19 protein-coding genes are annotated in these 19712 nt (G+C 66.2%); 9 read left to right on the top strand and 10 right to left on the bottom strand.

Features of this window, described 5'->3' with window-relative positions; translation table 11 throughout:
* The 5 genes from SCLO_RS05780 (at position 1) to SCLO_RS05760 (ending at position 6677) form a co-directional block, all read left to right on the top strand.
* Complete coding sequence (locus SCLO_RS05780) at positions 1 to 849, top strand: XrtA system polysaccharide deacetylase (RefSeq protein ID WP_174521986.1); 849 nt, start codon at positions 1 to 3, stop codon at positions 847 to 849.
* Positions 846 to 1916 (top strand): FemAB family XrtA/PEP-CTERM system-associated protein, encoded by a 1071-nt coding sequence (locus SCLO_RS05775; protein ID WP_066520770.1) that lies wholly within the window; start codon positions 846 to 848, stop codon positions 1914 to 1916. Before SCLO_RS05780 ends, SCLO_RS05775 begins: the two co-directional genes overlap by 4 nt.
* Positions 1913 to 3139 (top strand): TIGR03087 family PEP-CTERM/XrtA system glycosyltransferase, encoded by a 1227-nt coding sequence (locus SCLO_RS05770; protein ID WP_066520772.1) that lies wholly within the window; start codon positions 1913 to 1915, stop codon positions 3137 to 3139. Before SCLO_RS05775 ends, SCLO_RS05770 begins: the two co-directional genes overlap by 4 nt.
* On the top strand, positions 3136 to 4701 hold the full coding sequence (gene xrtA, locus SCLO_RS05765; protein ID WP_066520775.1) for an exosortase A: 1566 nt from the start codon (positions 3136 to 3138) through the stop codon (positions 4699 to 4701). The genes SCLO_RS05770 and xrtA overlap by 4 nt, the downstream gene beginning before the upstream one ends.
* An 80-nt stretch (positions 4702 to 4781) precedes the next feature.
* Complete coding sequence (locus SCLO_RS05760; protein ID WP_066520778.1) at positions 4782 to 6677, top strand: XrtA/PEP-CTERM system amidotransferase; 1896 nt, start codon at positions 4782 to 4784, stop codon at positions 6675 to 6677.
* A gap of 76 nt (positions 6678 to 6753) precedes the next feature.
* Here the strand turns inward: SCLO_RS05760 and SCLO_RS05755 are convergent, their stop codons facing one another.
* Both SCLO_RS05755 and SCLO_RS05750 read right to left on the bottom strand, forming a co-directional pair.
* Positions 6754 to 8445 (bottom strand): amidohydrolase, encoded by a 1692-nt coding sequence (locus tag SCLO_RS05755; protein WP_066520781.1) that lies wholly within the window; start codon positions 8443 to 8445, stop codon positions 6754 to 6756.
* Positions 8442 to 9311: an NAD(P)-dependent oxidoreductase gene (locus SCLO_RS05750; RefSeq protein WP_066520784.1), complete on the bottom strand. Its 870-nt coding sequence runs from the start codon at positions 9309 to 9311 to the stop codon at positions 8442 to 8444. Before SCLO_RS05750 ends, SCLO_RS05755 begins: the two co-directional genes overlap by 4 nt.
* Before the next feature lie 95 nt (positions 9312 to 9406).
* On the opposite strand from SCLO_RS05750, the gene SCLO_RS05745 reads away from it, so the two are divergent.
* Positions 9407 to 10654, top strand: a complete 1248-nt coding sequence (locus SCLO_RS05745; RefSeq protein WP_066520787.1) for a threonine ammonia-lyase — start codon at positions 9407 to 9409, stop codon at positions 10652 to 10654.
* Between the two features lie 113 nt (positions 10655 to 10767).
* Entirely contained in the window at positions 10768 to 11586 is an 819-nt protein-coding gene (locus tag SCLO_RS05740) for an arginyltransferase (protein WP_066520790.1), read from the top strand.
* A gap of 139 nt (positions 11587 to 11725) precedes the next feature.
* Here SCLO_RS05740 and SCLO_RS05735 read toward each other — a convergent pair whose 3' ends face one another.
* The 4 genes from SCLO_RS05735 to SCLO_RS05720 form a co-directional block, all read right to left on the bottom strand.
* Complete coding sequence (locus tag SCLO_RS05735; RefSeq protein ID WP_066520792.1) at positions 11726 to 12760, bottom strand: RcnB family protein; 1035 nt, start codon at positions 12758 to 12760, stop codon at positions 11726 to 11728.
* A gap of 141 nt (positions 12761 to 12901) precedes the next feature.
* Positions 12902 to 13387, bottom strand: a complete 486-nt coding sequence (locus SCLO_RS05730) for a GAF domain-containing protein (protein ID WP_066520807.1) — start codon at positions 13385 to 13387, stop codon at positions 12902 to 12904.
* 53 nt (positions 13388 to 13440) lie between these two features.
* On the bottom strand, positions 13441 to 13863 hold the full coding sequence (arfB, locus tag SCLO_RS05725; RefSeq protein WP_066520809.1) for an alternative ribosome rescue aminoacyl-tRNA hydrolase ArfB: 423 nt from the start codon (positions 13861 to 13863) through the stop codon (positions 13441 to 13443).
* A 178-nt stretch (positions 13864 to 14041) separates the two neighbouring features.
* Positions 14042 to 14716 (bottom strand): RluA family pseudouridine synthase, encoded by a 675-nt coding sequence (locus SCLO_RS05720; protein WP_066520812.1) that lies wholly within the window; start codon positions 14714 to 14716, stop codon positions 14042 to 14044.
* Between the two features lie 90 nt (positions 14717 to 14806).
* On the opposite strand from SCLO_RS05720, the gene SCLO_RS05715 reads away from it, so the two are divergent.
* Complete coding sequence (locus tag SCLO_RS05715; RefSeq protein ID WP_066520794.1) at positions 14807 to 15742, top strand: acyltransferase family protein; 936 nt, start codon at positions 14807 to 14809, stop codon at positions 15740 to 15742.
* Between the two features lie 4 nt (positions 15743 to 15746).
* Here the strand turns inward: SCLO_RS05715 and SCLO_RS05710 are convergent, their stop codons facing one another.
* From SCLO_RS05710 to SCLO_RS05695, 4 genes are all read right to left on the bottom strand, one after another.
* Positions 15747 to 16616 carry a sigma-70 family RNA polymerase sigma factor gene (locus SCLO_RS05710; protein ID WP_066520797.1) on the bottom strand — a complete coding sequence of 290 codons (870 nt, stop codon included), beginning with the start codon at positions 16614 to 16616 and terminating at the stop codon, positions 15747 to 15749.
* Positions 16613 to 17074: a carboxymuconolactone decarboxylase family protein gene (locus SCLO_RS05705; protein WP_066520799.1), complete on the bottom strand. Its 462-nt coding sequence runs from the start codon at positions 17072 to 17074 to the stop codon at positions 16613 to 16615. The genes SCLO_RS05710 and SCLO_RS05705 overlap by 4 nt, the downstream gene beginning before the upstream one ends.
* Positions 17075 to 17264: 190 nt before the next feature.
* On the bottom strand, positions 17265 to 17864 hold the full coding sequence (gene wrbA / locus SCLO_RS05700; protein ID WP_066520801.1) for an NAD(P)H:quinone oxidoreductase: 600 nt from the start codon (positions 17862 to 17864) through the stop codon (positions 17265 to 17267).
* Between the two features lie 93 nt (positions 17865 to 17957).
* Positions 17958 to 18677, bottom strand: coding sequence for a pirin family protein (locus SCLO_RS05695; RefSeq protein ID WP_066520802.1), 720 nt, complete (start codon positions 18675 to 18677; stop codon positions 17958 to 17960).
* 110 nt (positions 18678 to 18787) lie between these two features.
* On the opposite strand from SCLO_RS05695, the gene SCLO_RS05690 reads away from it, so the two are divergent.
* Positions 18788 to 19681 carry a LysR family transcriptional regulator gene (locus SCLO_RS05690; protein ID WP_066520804.1) on the top strand — a complete coding sequence of 298 codons (894 nt, stop codon included), beginning with the start codon at positions 18788 to 18790 and terminating at the stop codon, positions 19679 to 19681.
* Positions 19682 to 19712 lie beyond the last annotated feature (31 nt).

Genomic DNA, 19712 nt, shown 5'->3' with positions numbered 1-19712 from the left:
ATGATGCGCAATGCCCTGTCTGTCGATGTCGAGGACTGGTTCCAGGTCGGCGCGTTCGAACGCACGATCCGGCGCGACGACTGGGACGGCCTGACCCATCGGGTCGAGCGCAACACCGACGCCGTGCTGGAATTGTTCGACGCGGCGGGCGTGACGGCCACCTTCTTCATCCTGGGCTGGGTGGCGGAACGCTATCCCGCGCTGATGCGCCGCATCGCCGGAGCGGGGCATGAGGTGGCGAGCCATGGCTATGACCATGCCCGCGTCTTCACCTTCACGCCGGAAGAGTTCCGCGCCGATCTCCGCAAATCCCGCGCTATCATCGAGGACGCCAGCGGGCAGGCCGTCACCGGCTATCGCGCGCCCAGCTTTTCCATCGACCCGCGAGCCCCATGGGCGCACACCGTTCTGGCGGAGGAAGGCTATCGCTATTCCAGCAGCGTCGCGCCGGTCCGGCACGATCATTATGGCTGGCCCGATTCCCCGCGCTTCGCATGGAAGCCGGTGAAGGACGCGCCGCTGGTGGAACTCCCGGTGACCACCGCACGCCTTGCCGGACGGACGCTGGCGGCGGGGGGAGGAGGGTTTTTCCGCCTGCTTCCCTATGGTTTCTCGCGCTGGGCGATCCGGCAGGTGAACCGGGAGGAGAAACGCCCCGCCATCATCTATTTCCACCCATGGGAAATCGATCCCGGCCAGCCCCGCGTGGCGCAAGCGCCGCTGCGGTCGCGAGTGCGGCATTACAGCAACCTGTCGGCGATGGCGGGCAAGCTGCGCCGCCTGACGCGGGATTTCGCATGGACCCGCGTGGATGCGCTGGCCGACGCCGAAGCGGAGCGCGCGCAATGAGGGCGGGCCATCAGGCCGATCTGGCGGTGACGACTCTCGACCTGCGCGATCCCGTGCAGGCGCAGGCCGCGGACGATTATGTGCTGGGCCATGAACATGGCACGCCCTTCCACCGCCCCGCATGGCTGCTGGGCGTGGAGGAAGCGACCGGCCACCCTTGCCATCTCCTCGCGGTGATTGCGCCGTCGGGACGGATCGCGGGATTGCTGCCGCTGCATCATGTGAAGAGCCGGTTGTTCGGGCAGGCGCTGGTATCCTCTGCCTTCGCCGTGGATGGCGGCGTTCTGGCGGACGATCCGTTCAGCCTCGCCGCGCTGGTCCGGGCGGCTGAGGAGCTTGCGCGCAGCAAGGGCGACCTGTCGGTCGAACTGAGGGGCGGCCCCGCGCCTGCCGCGCATTGGGAATTGCGCGAGAATGAGCATGTCGGCTTCGTCCGCCCGCTCGCCGCCGATGACGAGGCGGAACTGCTCGCCGTGCCGCGCAAGCATCGCGCCGAACTCCGCAAGGCGCTCGCCAACCCGGCGCTGCGGGTCGAGCATGGGTGGGAGCCGCGCCACATCCGCGACCATTATCGCGTCTATGCACAAAGCGTCCGCAATCTCGGCACGCCGGTCTTTCCGGCGCGGCTGTTCCGCGAAATCCTGGCCCGCTTCGGCGAGGATGCGGATTTCACCATCGTCTATGAAGGCGACCGCGCCGTCTCCGCTGTGCTGACGCTTTATCATGGCGACCGGGTGATGCCCTATTGGGGCGGCGGCGTGCAGGATGCGCGGCGGCTGCGTTCCAATGAACTCATGTATTATCGCCTGATGAGCCATGGCCGGGAGCGGGGGATGCGCCTGTTCGACTTCGGCCGGTCCAAGGCGGGCAGCGGGCAGGCGGCATGGAAGAAGAGCTTCGGTTTCGAGCCGCGGCCGCTCTCTTACCATAGCTGGTCACACACGGGGCAAAAGCGCGACATCAACCCGCAAAGCGTCCAATATCAGCGCCGTATCGACCTGTGGAAGAAGCTGCCGCTCCCCGTCGCGAACCTGATCGGGCCCTTCATTTCGCGAGGGTTGGGATGACGGGAGAAATCCTCTTTCTCTGCCACCGCATTCCCTTTCCGCCGGATCGGGGAGACAAGATCCGCTCCTATCATCTGCTGAAGCGGCTGGCGGAGATCGCGCCGGTCCATGTCGGCTGCTTCGCCGACGATGCGCGGGACATGGGGTTCGCGCAGGAGATGGCCGCGCTCGCCGCCAGCCAGCGCGTCCTGATGCGGGACAGATCGCGGCTGGTCGCGGGTCTTTCGGGTCTCGCCAAGGGGCAGCCGCTGCTCGTCTCCCTGTTCGATCATCCCGAACTGCACCGCTGGGTCGCGCAGGTCATGGCGGAGCGGCCCATCTCCGCCGTCGTCGCCTATTCCGCGCAGATGGCGCATTTCGTGCCAATGCTGCCGGACCCTGTGCGATTTCTCATGGATTTCGTCGATTTCGATTCCGCCAAATATGCCGCTTACGGCGCGGAGGGTTCCGGTCCCATGGCCTGGATCAACCGGCGCGAAGGCCGCGTCCTGCTGGATTTCGAGAAGAGGACCGCCGCCCGCGCCGATGTCTGCGCCTTCGTCAGCGAAGCGGAAGCCGCCCTGTTCCGGCAGGCGAGCGGGCAGGGAAGAGACAAGGTGGTCGCCATCGAAAATGGCGTGGCGCTCGACTTTTTCGACCCCTCCACCGATTTCCCCGCCGTCGAAAAGGGCGAGGGGCCGCTGCTCGTCTTCACTGGCCAGATGGATTACCGCCCCAATGTCGAGGCGGTGGAGAGCTTTGCCCGCGAAAGCCTGCCCGCCATCCGCGCCGTCCATCCCGACGCCCGCTTCGCCATAGTCGGGCGCAATCCGTCGAAGTCGGTGCAGGCGCTCGCCGCTCTCGCCGGCGTGATCGTGACCGGAGGCGTGCCCGATGTGCGCGGCTGGCTGGCGGCGGCGGACGTGGTGGTCGCGCCGCTTCGGATCGCGCGCGGCATCCAGAACAAGGTGCTCGAAGCCATGGCCATGGCGCGCCCGGTCGTGGCTTCGCCGCAAGCCGCCGAAGGGATCGACGCGCAGGATGAAACCCATTTCCTGATCGCCGCCGATCCCGCCGGGGAAGCCGCCAGGATCATCGCCCTGCTCGCCGATCCGGCCAGGGCGGCGCGTCTGGCGCAGGCGGCGCGCGCGCGCATGGAGCAACGCTATCGCTGGTCCGCGACACTGGACGCCGTGCCGGACCTGCTCTTCGGCCAACCGGAAAAGGATGCGCGCGCGGCATGACCGAACAGACCCTTTCCTTCATGCAGGCCCGCCGGATGGACCTTGGCGGCTGGCGCGGCCACCTGACCGCGCTGGGCGTGGTGGCGCTGGTCATCATGACGCTGTTCTTCGGTGACGTGGAAAGCATGGTGGCGATCTGGTGGAACAGTTCCACCTTCGGCCATTGCCTGTTCGTGCCCCTGCTGGTCGGCTGGCTGGTGCAGCAACGCATGTCCGGCCTTAAACAGTTACAGCCGGTCGCCTGGGCGCCGGGGCTGCTCTGGCTCGGCGCCGGCGTCGCGGCATGGCTGGTGGGCGAGGCGGCGGGCGTGGCCCTGATCCGTCATGGCGCGCTGGTCGTCATGCTGCAAGGGGTGGTGATCGCCCTGCTCGGCCCGGCCATATCCCGCGCCCTTGTCTTCCCGCTCTTCTACGCCTTCTTCATGGTGCCCTTCGGCGAAGAGCTGGTGCCTCCCCTCCAGCTCGTGACGGCGCGTCTTTCCATGCTGTTCCTGACGGGAGCGGGCGTTCCCGCGCATCTGGACGGCATCTTCATCACCACGCCCACCGGCTATTTCGAGGTGGCGGAAGCCTGTTCCGGCGCGAAGTTCCTGATCGCCATGACGGCCTATGGCGTGCTGGTCTGCAATGTCTGCTTCCGGACATGGCCGCGCCGGATCGTCTTCATGGCGGGCGCGCTGTCGCTTTCCATCCTGGCCAATGGCGTGCGGGCCTTCGCGACCATCCTCGTCGCCCATATGACGACGGTGGATGCGGCGGTCGGGTTCGATCATGTCGTCTATGGCTGGGTGTTCTTCGCCATCATCCTGACGGTCGTGATGGCGACCGCCTGGCCCTTCTTCGACCGCAAGCCGGGCGATCCGTGGTTCGATCCGAAGGATTTGCAGCGTCAGCCCCGCCGTTCCGCCGCCACCGGCACTATCGCCGGAGCCGCCCTGGCCCTCATCGTCGCGGCGCCTCTCTGGCTGGCGGCCACGGCGGCGGCGGGCGATCCGCTGCCGGCAACGCTCCGCTTGCCCGACGTCAAGGGATGGACCCGCGTCGACACGCCGCAGCGAGCCCCATGGAAGCCGCGTTTCGATGGCGCGGACCATTTCGTCATGGCCCGTTATCGCAACGCGGCGGGGCAGGTGGTCGATCTTTCCATCGCGACCTACGACCGGCAGGAAGAAGGCCGCGAACTGGTGGGCTTCGGGCAAGGGTCCGTCGACCCCGACGGGAAATGGGTCTGGTCCTCGCCCGCGCCCGCGCCGAAGAATGCGCTGGGCGAGCAGATCACCGCCCCCGGCCCGGTGGTGCGCGAGGTCGTCAGCTTCTTCACGATCGGCGGGGGCGATCCCACCGGCAGCAAGCCCCGCGTGAAGATGGCGACCATGCAGGCCCGCCTGTTCGGCAGCGACCAGCGCGCATCGGCCATCCTCGTCTCCGCGGAAGAAGCGGAAGGGCAGCCCGCGAGCAGGGCGATTGCCGCTTTCCTCGCCGATCTGGGCAACGTGAAGGATCTGGCCGACGACAGCGTCGGCATCGATCAGGCGATGCCCGGCTCGAATGGAGCCGGATAAAGCCTGAAATTCCTTGCTCGCCGTGATTTCCGGGCCGCCGGATGTTCCATCTGGCTCGAAATCACTTTAAGGCCTCCTCCATGTGCGGAATTGCGGGCATCTTCCACCTCGAAACGGCCAAGCCGGTCGATCCGGCCCGGGTCCGGACCATGATCGACGCCATGCCTCATCGCGGCCCCGACGGGAGCGGCGTCTGGACCGCGCCGGGCGTGGGGCTCGGCCACCTGCGCCTCTCGATCATAGACCTTGCCGCAGGCGCCCAGCCGATGTTGACGGAGGACGAAAGCCTGGCCGTCGTCTTCAATGGGGAAATCTATAATTTCGCCGAATTGCGCGCGGAACTGGAGGACAAGGGGCATGTCTTCCGCACCCATAGCGACACCGAAGTCATCCTCCACGGCTATCGCCAATGGGGGGAGGCCTGCGTCGAACGCTTCCACGGCATGTTCGCCTTCGCGCTGTTCGACGCGCGCGCGCAGTCGCTCTGGATGGCGCGCGATCGGCTGGGCGTGAAACCGCTGCATTATGCCTCGCTTTCCGACGGCAGCCTGATCTTCGGATCGGAACTCAAGAGCCTGCTGGCCCACCCGCTGCTGCGCCGCGCGCCGGACCTGTCGGCGGTCGAGGATTATATGGCCTATGGCTATGTGCCCGACGACGCCTGCCTCGTCGCGGGGGTCAGGAAGCTGGGCGCGGGGGAGACGCTGCGTCTCGTGCGGGGGCGTTCCTTGCCCCGGCCGCAACGCTATTGGGATGTCAGCTTCGCCGACCGCACCAAGTCCAGACCGGCGGAACTGGAAGAGGAACTGGTCGCCCTGATGCGGCAGGCCGTTCGTTCCCGCATGGTGGCCGATGTGCCGCTGGGCGCGTTTCTCTCCGGCGGCGTGGACAGTTCGAGCGTCGTCGCGCTGATGGCCGAAGCCTCCAAACAGGCGGTCAAGACCTGCACCATCGGCTTCGATGTCGCTTCGCTGGACGAGACCGCCTATGCCGACCGCATCGCCCGACGCTTCGCCACCGATCACCGCACCCGCATCGTGTCGCCCGACGATTACGGCCTGATCGACACGCTGGCCTTCCATTTCGACGAGCCTTTCGCGGACGCCTCCGCGCTTCCCACCTATCGCGTCTGCGAACTGGCGCGGGAGCAGGTGACGGTGGCCCTGTCCGGCGACGGCGCGGACGAAGCCTTCGCGGGTTACCGCCGCCACCGTTTCCAGATGCAGGGGGAGCGGGTTCGCGCCCTGCTGCCAGCAGGATTCCGTCAGTCCGTCTTCGGAGCGCTGGGCCGCTGGTATCCCAAGGCCGACTGGGCGCCGCGCCCCCTGCGCGCCAAGTCGACGCTGCTCGAACTGGCGGGGGAGGGCGGGGAGGCCTATGCCGCATCGGTCGGCGTCACGCCCTATGACCTGCGCCGCCGCCTCTTTACGCAGGATGTGAAAACGACGCTGGGCGCTTACCGGGCGGAGGATCGCTATATCGCGGCGATGGCGAACGCGCCCGCGCGCGACGCGCTGGACCGGGCGCAATATGCCGATATCCGCATCTGGCTCCCCGGCGACATACTGACCAAGACCGACCGCATGAGCATGGCCGTCAGCCTGGAAGCGCGCGAGCCGCTGCTCGACCATCGCCTCGTCGAATTTGCCTCGCGTCTGCCGGTGCCGCTGCGCATCCGGGGCAATAGCGGCAAATATCTGATGAAGAAGGCGATGGAGCCGTTCCTGCCGCAGGACATACTCTACCGCCCGAAAATGGGCTTCGTGACGCCGATCAGCGACTGGTTCCGCGGCGCGCTGGCGGGAGAGGCGATGGCGGTCGCGGGCGGATCGGCGCTGGCGCGGACCGGCTGGTTCGAAACGAAATTGCTGGCCAGGGTCGCCGCCGACCACAGGTCTGGCCTGGCCGACCACGGTCGTTTGTTGTGGCAATTGGTGATGCTGGACAAGGCGTTGGGGCGGCTGTTTGCGCTTTAGGGTTATGGGCTATGCTCGTTCGAAGGGCTCAGCCCGAAAGGAGGTTGGAACGGCAACAAATCGCCGGCGCCAGCCATTACCGAAGCACTTCTCCTTGCCCCTTCACATAGACCCGCTTGCCGCCGATCCACGTCTCCATAACCCCCGTCGCCCGGATGTCGGCGGGGCGGCTGATGGAAATATCGCGGTCGATCAGCAGGAAGTCCGCGCGCTGGCCGGGTATCAGGCTGCCGAAGCGCTTCTCCGCGAAACCGGCATAGGCCGCCTGCCGCGTGAAAGCGTCCAGCGCCGCTTCGAAGCCGATACGCTGTTCCGGCATCCAGCCGCCCGGCGGCTCGCCCTTCGCATCCTCGCGGCTCATGGCGGCGGCGATGCCGGGGAAGGGGTTGGGGCTTTCGACCGGGGCGTCCGACCCGAAGGCCAGCGGCACCCGATTGTCCAGCATGGACTTCCACGCATAGGCGCCCTTCAGCCGAGCCTCGCCCAGGCGCGCGGTCGCCATGCGCCAGTCGGACGCCGCATGGATCGGCTGCATCGACGCGACGATGCCGAACTGTCCGAAGCGCGGCAGGTCGCCGGGCGAGACGATCTGCGCATGCTCGACGCGCCAGCGCCGGTCACCCTTGTAGGTTTCGGCCAGCTCCGTGATCGCGTCCAGCACTTCGCTGTTCGCCGCGTCACCGATGGCGTGGACGGCGATCTGGAAATTGTCCATCGACGCCCGGCTCATGACGTTGCGAAGCTGGGTCGAGGGGATCATGGGAGACCCCTTCTGCCCCGGCGCGTCGGCATAGTCGGCCTTGAGCCATGCTCCCCGCGACCCTAGCGTGCCGTCCAGCACCAGCTTGACCCCGCCCATCCGCAGATGATCGTCATAGAGCCACGGCGTCGGTTCGGGCCCGGCGATCAGCACCATATTCTCAAGGCCCCGCGCATAGGCCATGATCCGCACCCGCAGCGCCCCCCGGTCGGCGGAGCGGCGGAACGCCTGCCAGTCTTCGATGCCGGTCCCCATGTCGGCGATCGCGGTGACGCCGGCGGCGAGCAGCGCCTGCTGGGCCTTTTCAAGCGCGATGTCCCGATCCTTGGGCGCGGGCGGCGGCACGACGCGGGCCATCAGGTCCATCGCCTTGTCCACCAGCACGCCGCCCTCGATCCGTCCGCCGGAAGGAGCCTTCGTCGTGGCCGTGACCCCGGCCGCCTTCAGCGCCAGGCTGTTGGCCCAGCCCGCATGGCCGTCCACCCGTTCCAGCCAGACCGGAATGTCGGACACGGCGGCATCCAGTTCGGCGGCGGTCGGGAAACGGCCCAATCCCCATTGTTCCTGATTCCAGCCCGTGCCGATGATCCACTTCCGCCCCGTATTGGCGGCGGCATAGGCGCGTATCTTCGCCTGCGCCTCCGCCAGCGACCGCGTGTCCGACAGGTCCAGCGTCACCAGCGACAGGCCCAGCCCCATCACATGCCCATGCGCGTCGATCAGGCCGGGGATCAGCGTCTTGCCGCCCGCGTCCAGCTTGAAGTCCAGCCGCTTGGGCGCAGGGGCGTCGTCCTTGCGTTTCTTGCGCCTGGGCGGCGTCGGTTCCTGATAACGGCCGGGGAGCAGCTTCTCGACCTTCCCCTCATCGTCGATCAGCAGCGCACCGAAGCGCACGACCTTTCCCTGCGCGTCGAGCGCGATGCCGTTCACATTGTCGATCACGCCCGAAGCGAGCGCTGGCATCGGCAGAACCGTCGCGGCCAGCGCCGCCAGCCATGCAACCCTCATGCCCGCGTGATCCGCCGCACGAGTGCGCTGATGTCCTGCCGATGGCCGCCCATCGCCTGCACATCGGCATAGAATTGATCGACCAGCGCCGTCACCGGCAGTGTCGCGCCATTGGCCCGCGCTTCCTCCAGCGCCAGCCCCAGATCCTTGCGCATCCAGTCCACCGACAGGCCGAAATCGAAACTGTCCTGCGCCATCGACTTCCATTGATTGTCCATCACCCAGCTTTGCGCCGCGCCGCCCGAAATCGCGTCATAGATCTTGTCCACGTCCAGATTGGCGGCCTGCGCGAACCGCAGCGCCTCCGCCACGCCCTGCAAGGTGCCTGCAAGGCATATCTGGTTCACCATCTTGGTCGTCTGCCCCGCGCCCGCGCCGCCCACATGGACGATACGCGCCGCATAGGCCTGCATCACGATCCGCGCTGCCGCGACCGCCGGCTTCGCCCCGCCGCACATGATGGAAAGCGTCCCGTTCTCCGCGCCGATCTGCCCCCCGGTCAGCGGCGCGTCCACGCAATACAGCCCCAGATTCTGCCCTTCGACATAAAGCTGCCGGGCGATGCGCGCGGACACCGTGGTGTGGTCGATGAAGAGGCTGCCCGTCTTCATCGCCCGGAACACCCCGTCGCGGCCCAGCGTGATCTGCGACAGGTCGTCGTCGGTCCCGACGCAGCTGATGACGATGTCCGCTTCCTCCGCCGCCTTGGCCGGACTGATCGCGACCTCTCCGCCATAGGCTTCCGCCCAGCTTTTCGCCTTGCCGATGGAGCGGTTGTAGACGGTGAGCCTGTGTCCCGCCTTGGCCAGATGCCCCGCGATCGGACCGCCCATGATGCCCAGGCCGATAAACGCGATATGTGCCATAGATCCCGTTCTTTATGTGCGTTCCCCTAGCCATAGGGCCAGTTTGCAGCGGGTGCCAGTTTCTTCCGTCGTAATTTTCGTATAGGGGCCTCCCCATGAACACTCTGACCAAGATTGAAGGCGCCCTGCCGCTGCCCGTTTCCGTGGATGACATCCTTGCGGCGCGCGTGCGCATTTCGGGTTCCATCGTGCAGACGCCCACGCTGGTCAGCCAGACGCTGTCCGACATGCTCGGCTGCAAGGTGTTCCTGAAGTTCGAAAATCTCCAGTTCACCGCCGCCTATAAGGAGCGCGGCGCGCTCAACTGCCTGTTGCAACTGGACGAGGGCGCGAAGAAGAAGGGCGTGATCGCCGCGTCGGCGGGCAATCATGCGCAGGGTCTTGCCTATCATGGCAAGCGGCTGGGCGTGCCCGTCACCATCGTCATGCCGACCACCACGCCCACGGTGAAGGTGACGCAGACGCAGGGCCATGGCGCGCGCGTCGTGCAATATGGCGAGAAGTTCGACGATGCCTATGCCCACGCACGCAAGCTGGAAGCGGAGGAGGAGCTGACCTTCGTCCATCCCTTCGATCAGCCCGACATCATCGCCGGGCAGGGCACTATCGCGCTGGAAATGCTGGAGCAGGCGCCGGAGATCGACACCCTCATCATCCCCATCGGCGGCGGCGGCCTGTTTTCCGGCATGGGCACGGCGGCGCGGGCGATGAAGCCCGACATCCGCCTGGTCGCGGTGCAGGCGGAACTCTATCCGTCCATGTACGACTATATCAAGGGCGCGGATCTGCCCTGCGACGGCGACACGCTGGCCGAGGGGATCGCCGTCAAGCATCCGGGCGAACTCACCCGCCGCTTCGTCGAGCGGCTGGCCGACGACGTGCTGCTGGTCAATGAGCGTTGCCTGGAGGAAGCGGTGAGCCTGCTGCTCCAGATCGAAAAGACGGTCGTGGAAGGGGCGGGGGCCGCGGGCCTCGCCGCGCTGCTCACCCATCGGGAGATGTTCGCGGGCCGCCATGTCGGGCTGGTGCTGACCGGCGGCAATATCGATACGCGGCTGCTCGCCAATGTGCTGCTGCGCGATCTGGCGCGGTCGGGCCGTCTGGCGCGCCTGCGCATCCGGTTGCAGGACCGTCCGGGCGCGCTGTTCCATGTCGCCCGTATCTTCGATCAGGAAGCGGTCAATATCCTTGAACTGTCGCACCAGCGCATTTTCACCAATCTGCCCGCCAAGGGGCTCAGCCTCGACGTGGAGTGCGAGACGCGGGATCGCGCCCATCTCCAGCGCCTGATCGCCGCTTTGCGCGAAGCCGGTTATGAGGTCGCGCCGATCGAAGTGGCATGACGGCGCGCGCTTCATCCCTTTTTCGTGGTAAACGGTCTTTTCACGGGCGGGCCGGAGCGGCATAGTCCACCCATGAATCGTCCGGCGAACAGGGTGCAGAAGGAGAGGGGAGCGTGACCGCGCCTTTCCGTTTCCCGCGCTTTTTCGTCACCAATCCGTCGCCCTGCCCCTATCTGCCGGGCAAGAGCGAACGGAAGGTGTTCACGGAACTGTCCGGGGAAAATGCGTCCGAACTGAACGACGCGCTGGGCCGAATCGGCTTCCGCCGCAGCCAGAATGTCGCTTACCGCCCCAGTTGCGCCGACTGTTCGGCCTGCATATCGGTGCGGGTAGTGGCGGGCGAGTTCCAGCCGAACGCGACCCAGCGCAAATTGCTGCGGAAGAATGAGGATCTGATCGTCACCGCCTGCAAGCCGTGGTCGACGGAGGAGCAGTTCGCCCTGTTGCGGCGCTATCTTTCCGTGCGGCATCCCGGCGGCGGCATGGCCGAAATGGACGAGATGGACTTTGCCGACATGGTCGAGCAGACGCCTGTCGACAGCCATGTCATCGAATATCGCGAACCGGGCGAGGACGGGCGGCCGGGCCGCCTGGTCGGCGCATGCCTGACCGACCGGCAGGGCGACGGGCTGTCGATGATCTACAGTTTCTTCGACACGGTGCTGGAGCATCGCAAGGGCCTGGGCAACTTCATCATCATGGACCATATATTGAGCGCGGCGCGCGCGGGCCTGCCCTATGTGTATCTGGGCTATTGGGTCGAAGGATCGCAGCGGATGCAATATAAGGTCCGCTACCGCCCGCTGGAGAAGCTGACGCGGGCAGGCTGGACCCGCTTCGACCCGGCCGAGCAAAGCCACGCCGTCCGCAGCGACATCCCGCGTGAACAACCGTCCCTGCCGGTGGAACTGGCGCGGGTCTTCCGTAAATAGGATAGGCGGCCTCTCCCCATGGGAGGCGCGGATGGATTGAGGAGAGGGTGGACCTGTCCTCCATCGTCCTGCCGAACATATTCAGGGTGATGCGGGAAACGCCCGCGCCTCGGCAGCGCGGGCGACCCGGATGGCTGCCTTATTTGCAGCGGCAGGACCGGATGATCTTCGACCGGGGCACCGTTTTGCGATAGCGAACCTTCTCGGTCACGTAGGTGGTCGTCGTGGTGGTGGTCGTCGCGGGATTGACCACGACCGTCGTCACCGTCGGCGCGGGATAATAATAGCCGCCCGAGATGTAGCCTCCGCCATGGGAAACGCCGCCGTCCCCCCAATGCGACGGGCCATCATAGGGCGGCGCGGCATAGTCCACGCCCGGCGCGCCTTCGGCCGTGCCCTCGAAGCGGCCTTCATATTGGCCCTCATAGGCCTTGCCGTCCCTGTCGTGCCAGGTGCCGGTCCAGCGGCCCTGCCAGGCATTGTCATAGGTGACCGCATCGTCCGGCGCGCCGGGGTCGTAGTCCACGCCGGCGCGGGGCGGAGGCGGGCCGTCGCGGCCCCGGTCCTCGGCCTTGTCGATGGCATAGCCCGCCGCCGCGCCGACCCCTGCGCCGATCAGCGTGCCCGCCGTGCGGTTGCCCTTGCCCCCGATCAGATTGCCCGCGACGCCGCCGACGACCGCGCCTGCCACCGCGCCGCCGACGCCGTTGTCCCGGCGGCGCGCGCGATCGTCGTCGGCATAGCCGCCCTCGTAACGATCCCAGTCGATATCGTCGCGCCAGTCGTAGACGCGGCCGAAGCGGTCGGTCATCACCGCATCGTCATAATAGCGCGACCAGCCATAGCCGTAAGCCGGCGCGGGCAAGCCATAAGCGCCGTAATTGCCGATATAGTAGGTGCGATTGACCCAGTAGCGCGGCAGGATATAGCCATAGACGGGGCGGCGATAGGCCGCCCATCCGCCCGGCGCCTGCCAGCCCGCATACCAGCGCCCGCCATGGCGAGGGCCCCAGCGGTGGCCGCCATTCCATCCATGGCCGGGCCGGGGGCCGGAATAGCCCTTGCCCATGACCGGCAGCGATGCGCCGCCCGGCGCCGCGCCCGATGCCATGGCAGGCGCGCTCGCCCCGCCCAGCAGGATCACGCCGAGGATAAGGATGCTCCGGTTCCGCATGTCCAAACTCCCTGTTCGTCCGGTGGGCGCATGGGAGCCGCCCGCCAATTGCTAACGGGCTGTTTAGCATGGCGATCCGCGCGTTTCCAAGAGTTCGGGGCCGGCTGGCTTGTCCCGAAACGGGGCAGAAATTAACGGATTTCAGCCGATGCGCGGGGCGATCGACGCGACCAGCGCCTCCAGTCCCGCCGCATCATCCCTGTCGAAACGGCCTGCAAGCGGACTGTCCAGATCGAGCACGCCGACCAGCCTGTCGCGATACACGATGGGCACCACGATTTCAGACGCGCTGGCGGCGTCGCAGGCGATATGGCCGGGAAAGGCGTGGACATCCTCCACCAGCTGCGTCTGGCGCGTCTGCGCCGCGGTGCCGCAAACGCCCTTGCCCAGCGGGATGCGGATGCAGGCGGCCTTGCCCTGAAACGGGCCGAGCAGCAATGCGCCGTCCACCATGCGATAGAAGCCCGCCCAATTGAGGTCGGGCAGGAATTGCCAGATCAGCGCGGAGACATTCGCCATATTGGCGATGGCATCCGTCTCGCCGCCGGTCAGGGCGTCGGCGGCGGAGAGCAGGTCGGCGTAAAGGGCAGGCTTGTCGCTGTCTGCGGCGGGAGCGAAATCGAACATGGCGGGCATATAGGCCCTGGCACCGCCGAACGCCACGGCGGGATGGCGCCCGGTCAATCCACCGGCTTGCGGCGCAGGCTCTTGACCGCGCCGCGCTTCGACTTGCCGTCCATGCGCCGGGTTTTCGATGCCTTGGTGGGCTTGGTGGCCTTGCGATTCTTGGGCACGATGGTCGCCTGGCGGATCAGGTCGACCAGCCGCGCCGTCACTTCCTGCCGATTCATGAGTTGCGAGCGCGATCCTTCCGACCGCAGGATCAGGATGCCGTCCGCCGTCATCCGCCGCCCGGCGATCGCGGCGAGCCGGTGCTTGACCGCTTCGGGAAGGGAGGGGCTGCTGGCGACGTCGAAGCGCAACTGCACGGCGCTGTCGGTCGTGTTGACATGCTGCCCGCCCGCGCCCGTCGAGCGGACGAACGTCTCGGAAATCTCATCGCTGTCGATGGCAATGGACCGGGTGATCGGAATGGCAGGCATGGTCGCGATGTAGCGCAAAGCGGGCCGATGCAAAAGGAATGGAAAAATGACCCGGCAGCGAGGGGGAGGGGAAAGCTGCCGGGCCATCCAATGTGCGCCATGGGGCGAACGGAGCCGATATAGGGCACGTCTTCTTCGTTTCAATAAGAAACGGGAAAATTCGGTGTCGGCGATTCGTCTATGCGGCGTCGTCCAGAAGCTCTTCGCCAAAGCCCGCCTGCGCGAAGGTGGCGGGCAGGGGGGCGGTGGCCTCCACGGCCGGCTTTGCATTGCGCGGGATGCTGAGGAAGCGGCTATGGAGCAGCATCGGCTCCCCTGCATTGCCATAGACCGGATCGCCGACGATAGCCGCGCCCAGCCCCTGAAGCGCGTGGACGCGAATCTGGTGCGTGCGCCCGGTTCGCGGCATGAAGGCGATCAGGGCGCGTCCATCTTTCTCCGAGATCCTGCGCCAGTGAGTGACGGCGCTCTTGCCGGAGCGGTCGGCGACCATGCGCCAGCCTTTCTCGACGCTGCTGATCTTCTTGAGCGGAAGGTCGATGATTCCGCTTTCCTCCGACGGAACGCCCTCGACCACCGCGACATAGCGTTTCGTCACCGTTCCCGCCTCGAACGCGGCGGCGAAGCGCTTGTGCGCCTTGGGGTTGCGGGCGAGCAGCAGGCATCCGCTGGTGTCCCGGTCCAGCCGGTGCACCGCCAGCGGCCAGCGCTGAAAGCCGAAGGTTAGCGAGGACAAATAGTTTTCCAGGCTCAGCGATCCGTCGCGCGGGGCATCGACGGGCAGTCCGGCCGGCTTGTTCAGGATGATGGCTTCGCCGTCGATGAAGAGGACTTTGTCGTTGAGCAGGGACAAGATAGTGATCCGATCGGAAACCATGCATGGGAAGGTTGCGGTCTTCCTACAGGGGGTGGAGTCGATGAACAACCACGCTATGCCCGCGGCATGAAGGGCGAACGTCTCGAATGGGTCGATGTGGCGCGGGGCATCGGCATCGTCGCGGTGGTCGCCGCGCATGTGTGGACGCGTGGGCCGGTGCGCGATGCGCTCTACAGCTTCCACATGCCGCTCTTCTTCCTGCTGTCGGGCGCTCTGACCCGGCCGCAACCGGTCGCGCGCTTTGCATGGCGGCAGGTGGCGGGCCAGATGCGGCCCTATTTCGCTTTCCTCGCCCTGCTGATCCTTGCCGACCAGATCATCGAGCCGCTGAAGGGAAACCGCCCCATCTTCACCCATTGGCCGCAGGACCTGATCCCGATCCTGCTGGGTGGCACATGGCTGCGCGGGCCTTATACGATCTTCTGGTTCGTGCCGTGCCTGATGGCCGGGCGCATCCTGTTCAATGCGCTGCTGAGCCGATGGTCCGAGCCCCGCCAGGCATATGGGGCGATGGCGGCGGGCGGGAGCCTGCTGGTCGCTTATGGGGCAGGATGGGCGACGGATATTTCGCCCATGGGCCTGCTCACGGTGCCGATGGCGTTCTTCCTGCTATGGGTGGGGGCGGCATGGCAGCGGACGGGCTGGCGGCGATGGATGATCGTGCCGCTGGCGGCGCTCTCCTTATGCGGTCTTGCCGGGATTTTCCCGACCCTCAACATGAAGGCGGGCGATTATGGCTGGCCGCTGCTGTCGATGCTGTCGGCCATCGCGACCTCCATCCTGATCTTCCGCCTGTCGCCCGCCGTGCCCCGGCCGTTCGCCAGGCCGCTGATCGGGCTGGGACAGGCATCGCTGGTCATCATGTATCTGCATGTGGCCTTCATCCACTATCTGACGCCCTATCTGGGCAAGCCATGGCTGTTCGCGATCGCCTTGATGGTCCCTTTCCTCACATGGCATCTCATCCGCCGCAGCCGCCGGGCGAGCCGTATCTTCCTCTGACCCTTCAATGCAGATGGCGTAGCTTGTCGGGGTTGCGCGTCACATAGATGGCGCGCACCTTCCCATCCTCCACGTCGAGGGCGGTGGTCTGCAATTCGCCGTCGGCCTCACGCGTGATGAAGCCGGGCAGGCCGTTCACCATGACGGCGCGGACCAGCGTGGATCCATATTTGCCGAACATGACCGCCAGCGCCTTGTGCAGGCGCATCACCTGCCTCAGCCCCAGGATCGGCCTGATCGCGGCGGGACGCTTGCCGCCGCCGTCGCTGTGCATGCTGACGTCGGCGGCCAGCATCGCGCCCAGCGTCGTCATGTCGCCGCTGCGCGACGCGGTGAAGAAAGCCTCCGCGATCTCCAGCCCGCGCCGTTTTTCCACCTGAAAGCGGGGCCGCGCCTCCCGCACATGGCCTCGCGCCCGCGCGGCGAGCTGGCGGCAGGTGGGGGCGTCGCGATGAATCGTCGCCGCCACTTCGTCAAAGCCCATGCCGAACACGTCATGCAGCAGGAACGCCGCCCGCTCCAGCGGCGACAGCCTTTCCAGCGCCAGCATCAGGGGCAGGGTGATGTCTTCGTCCTCCTCCTGCTCTTCGTCGCTGACCAGCGGATCGGGCAGCCATGGCCCGACATAGCTTTCCCGCTGCCTGCGCGCCGATTTCAGCTGGTCGAGGGACAGGCGCGTTACCGTGCGGCGCAGGAAGGCTTCCGGTTCGCGGACGGCGCGGCGATCTGTCCCCATCCACCGGATGAAGGCGTCCTGCACCACATCCTCCGCGTCGGCGAGCGAACCCAGCATACGATAGGCGACCCGGATCAGCCGGGGACGCAGCGGATCGAAGCTGTCCGCCGCGTCCGCCTGAGTCCCGGCTCCGATCATGCCGCCACGGCCTTCGCGGGAACATGATCGATCCACAGGCCAAAGCCCGTCATCAGGCGGTTCCATCCGTTGATGACGTTGATCATCAAGGTCAGGTTCACCTGCTCCTCTTCCGAAAATTCGGCCTCCAGCGCTTTGCGGGCTTCCCTATGGCCGTGCCCTTCGGACATGCGCGTCAAGGCTTCCGTCCATGCGAGAGCGGCGCGTTCGCGAGGCGTATAGCAGGGCGCTTCGGCCCAGGCCGGCAGCAGATGGATGCGCTGCTCCGTCTCACCCTGCGCCCGCGCGTCGAGCGCATGCATGTTGATGCAATTGGCGCATTGGTTGATCTGCGACGCGCGGATTTTCACCAGATGGGCCAGGCTCGGTTCCAGACTGGCGGCGACCGCGTTGGACATCGCGAACCAGTTTTTCATGAGCGGCGGCGCAGCAGTGAAGAGGTCGATCTTGTCGGTCATGGACGGTTCCTTTCCTGGAGGTTGCGCTGTCATGACGAGCGGGGGAAGCCGATTGTGACATGCCTCGGTTAAAAAGGAGCGTGAGGAAAAGGGTCCGGCGCGCAGTCCCGTGCGCCGGACCCTTCCCGCAAAGCCCATAGTGCGACCCAAAGGCTCTGCAATAGCAATGGGATGACGGCGCGACGGCGCCTCAACCGTGCAGTTTGATCGCCGTTTCCGCGATGCGGCGGCCCTGATAGCGCGCGCCGGCCAGCTCTTCCTCGCCCGGCTGGCGGCTGCCGTCGCCGTCCGCGATGGTGGTCGCGCCATAGGGCGCGCCGCCGCGCACCTTGTCGACGCCCAACTGCTCGGTGAAGCCATAGTCCAGCCCCACGATCACCATGCCGAAATGGAGCAGGTTGGTGATGATGGAAAAGAGCGTGGTTTCCTGCCCGCCGTGCTGGCTGGCGGTCGAGGTGAAGGCGCCGCCGACCTTGCCGTTGAGCGCGCCTTTCGCCCACAATCCGCCCGCCTGATCGAGGAAAGCCGCCATCTGGCTGGACATCCGGCCGAAGCGCGTCCCGGTGCCGACGATGATCGCGTCATAATCGGCCAACTCCGCGACGGTGGCGACGGGTGCATCCTGATCCAGCTTGAAATGCGCGTTCTGCGCGATCTCCAGCGGGACGGTTTCGGGCACGCGCTTGATATCGACCTGCGCGCCCGCGCCCGCCGCGCCTTCCGCGACGGCCTTCGCCATCGTCTCGATATGGCCGTAGGAGGAATAATAGAGAACCAGAATCTTTGCCATGCGGCTGCCCCTTTGATGGGATGAGAGGGAAGAGGGGGGCCGCCCGCATCAGGCAAGACGCGGGCGGCCTGTCGGCTGGTGGGAGGGCCAGCCTTATTCGCTGTCGACCAGGACGATTTCCGCGTCCTCGATCGCTCTGATGGTGATCGGCTGGCCGCCGATGATCGCGGCGCCGTCCCGCGCCTCGAACACTTCGCCGTCGATCTCGATCCGTCCGGTGGCGGGGACGAGATAGAGGTGCCGTCCGGGCGCGCTGTCATAGGTCACGCTGTCCCCGGCCTTTACCGTCCCGCCCAGCAGGCGGGCGTCGGCCCGGATGCGGAGCGCCTCCTTATCCTCCTCATAGCCGCTGGCGAGAACCGCCAGCTTGCCTGAACGGTCGCCTTTGGGGAAAGGCTTGGTGCCCCAGATCGGCGATCCGCCCCGCGCCCGCGGGATGATCCAGATCTGGAAGAGCGTCGTCGTCTCATCCTCCAGATTATATTCGGCATGGCGGATTCCGGTGCCTGCACTCATCACCTGGACATCGCCTGCCGCGGTGCGGCCGTTGTTGCCCAGGCTGTCCTGGTGGGTGATCGCGCCCCTGCGGACATAGGTGATGATTTCCATGTCGGCGTGCGGATGCGGCGGAAAGCCCGATCGCGCGGCGATTTCATCGTCGTTCCACACCCGGATCGCGCCCCAGTGCATCCGGTCGGGATCATGATAGTCCGCGAAGGAAAAATGATGCCGTGCGTTCAGCCAGCCATGGTCGGCATGGCCGAGCGATTCAAACGGCCGCCGCTCGATGCGGTTCGTTGTGCCCGTGCGCATATGCTTGCCTTTCCATTCGTCGCGCCGGAGGTTTCCGGCTTGCTTTCCGACAATCTAGCGATCAGGAATCGTTTCTTGAACAAGTGGTATTGAAACGGATTGTTTCCATTATGCGTCTCCCCGATTTTGAAGCCTGGGCCATGTTCGCTGCCGTGGTGGAGCATCGCAGCTTCACCGACGCGGCGAGGGCATTAGGCGTCTCGAAGGCTACCGTTTCCAAGGCTGTCACCCGGCTGGAGCAGCATCTGGACACCAGTCTCTTCCATCGCACCAGCCGTCGCCTGTCGCTGACAGAAAGCGGGAGGCGGCTCGTCGCCCATGCCGAACGCATCCTGTCCGAAGGCGTCGCGGCGGAGGAAGCGGCGCGCGACGAAACGGCCGAGCTTTCCGGCACCGTGCGTCTGGGCGCGCCCATGACCTTCGGCCTGCTTCGGATCGCCCCGCTTATCGCGCAATTCTGCAAGGAGAATCCGCTGGTGGATGTCGATCTGCAACTTTCGGATGCGCATATCGACCTTGTCGAAGCCGGGCTGGACGCGACCATCCGCATTGCCGACATGCCCGACAGTTCGCTTCGCGCGCGCAAACTGGCGGACGTGATGCTGCATGTGGTCGCATCGCCCGCCTATCTGGCCGAACGCGGCAGGCCCGTTCATCCGTCCGATCTTAGCGGCCATCATTGCCTGTGCTACTCCAATTCGCCCACCCCCGGCGTGTGGCGCTTTTTCGGGCCGGGGCGGCAGCATGTCGTGGTGCAGGTTCATGCGCGCCTCACCGTCAATAGCGGCGAAGCGATGCTGCCCGCGCTGGGGGAGGGCATTGGCATTGCGCGTCTTCCCGATTTCATCGTGGGCGATGCGCTGGCGGCGGGCGATCTGGAGGAAATCCTGCACGACTGGCGCCCCCCTGCGCTGGGTCTTCATCTGGTGACGCCGCCATCGCGCCTGCGCCCCGCGCGGGTCGAGGCGCTGCTCGATTTCCTTGTGCGTCATCATGATTGCTGACATGTCGTTTCGCAGGTGAATCCAGCTTGAC

This window comes from Sphingobium cloacae (genome assembly GCF_002355855.1).
Lineage (GTDB): Bacteria > Pseudomonadota > Alphaproteobacteria > Sphingomonadales > Sphingomonadaceae > Sphingobium > Sphingobium cloacae.
Note: the sequence above shows the minus strand (reverse complement) of the source record. Positions and strands in the feature narration are given on the sequence as shown.

Coding starts and splice junctions, on each gene's coding strand:
- SCLO_RS05750 (WP_066520784.1), bottom strand. CDS start 9,311: ATGGCACATATCGCGTTTATCGGCCTGGGCATCATGGGCGGTCCGATC.
- SCLO_RS05735 (WP_066520792.1), bottom strand. CDS start 12,760: ATGCGGAACCGGAGCATCCTTATCCTCGGCGTGATCCTGCTGGGCGGG.
- SCLO_RS05770 (WP_066520772.1), top strand. CDS start 1,913: ATGACGGGAGAAATCCTCTTTCTCTGCCACCGCATTCCCTTTCCGCCG.
- SCLO_RS05690 (WP_066520804.1), top strand. CDS start 18,788: ATGCGTCTCCCCGATTTTGAAGCCTGGGCCATGTTCGCTGCCGTGGTG.
- SCLO_RS05775 (WP_066520770.1), top strand. CDS start 846: ATGAGGGCGGGCCATCAGGCCGATCTGGCGGTGACGACTCTCGACCTG.
- arfB (WP_066520809.1), bottom strand. CDS start 13,863: ATGCCTGCCATTCCGATCACCCGGTCCATTGCCATCGACAGCGATGAG.
- SCLO_RS05780 (WP_174521986.1), top strand. CDS start 1: ATGATGCGCAATGCCCTGTCTGTCGATGTCGAGGACTGGTTCCAGGTC.
- SCLO_RS05755 (WP_066520781.1), bottom strand. CDS start 8,445: ATGAGGGTTGCATGGCTGGCGGCGCTGGCCGCGACGGTTCTGCCGATG.
- wrbA (WP_066520801.1), bottom strand. CDS start 17,864: ATGGCAAAGATTCTGGTTCTCTATTATTCCTCCTACGGCCATATCGAG.
- SCLO_RS05745 (WP_066520787.1), top strand. CDS start 9,407: ATGAACACTCTGACCAAGATTGAAGGCGCCCTGCCGCTGCCCGTTTCC.
- SCLO_RS05760 (WP_066520778.1), top strand. CDS start 4,782: ATGTGCGGAATTGCGGGCATCTTCCACCTCGAAACGGCCAAGCCGGTC.
- SCLO_RS05705 (WP_066520799.1), bottom strand. CDS start 17,074: ATGACCGACAAGATCGACCTCTTCACTGCTGCGCCGCCGCTCATGAAA.
- SCLO_RS05730 (WP_066520807.1), bottom strand. CDS start 13,387: ATGTTCGATTTCGCTCCCGCCGCAGACAGCGACAAGCCTGCCCTTTAC.
- SCLO_RS05710 (WP_066520797.1), bottom strand. CDS start 16,616: ATGATCGGAGCCGGGACTCAGGCGGACGCGGCGGACAGCTTCGATCCG.
- xrtA (WP_066520775.1), top strand. CDS start 3,136: ATGACCGAACAGACCCTTTCCTTCATGCAGGCCCGCCGGATGGACCTT.
- SCLO_RS05695 (WP_066520802.1), bottom strand. CDS start 18,677: ATGCGCACGGGCACAACGAACCGCATCGAGCGGCGGCCGTTTGAATCG.
- SCLO_RS05715 (WP_066520794.1), top strand. CDS start 14,807: ATGAAGGGCGAACGTCTCGAATGGGTCGATGTGGCGCGGGGCATCGGC.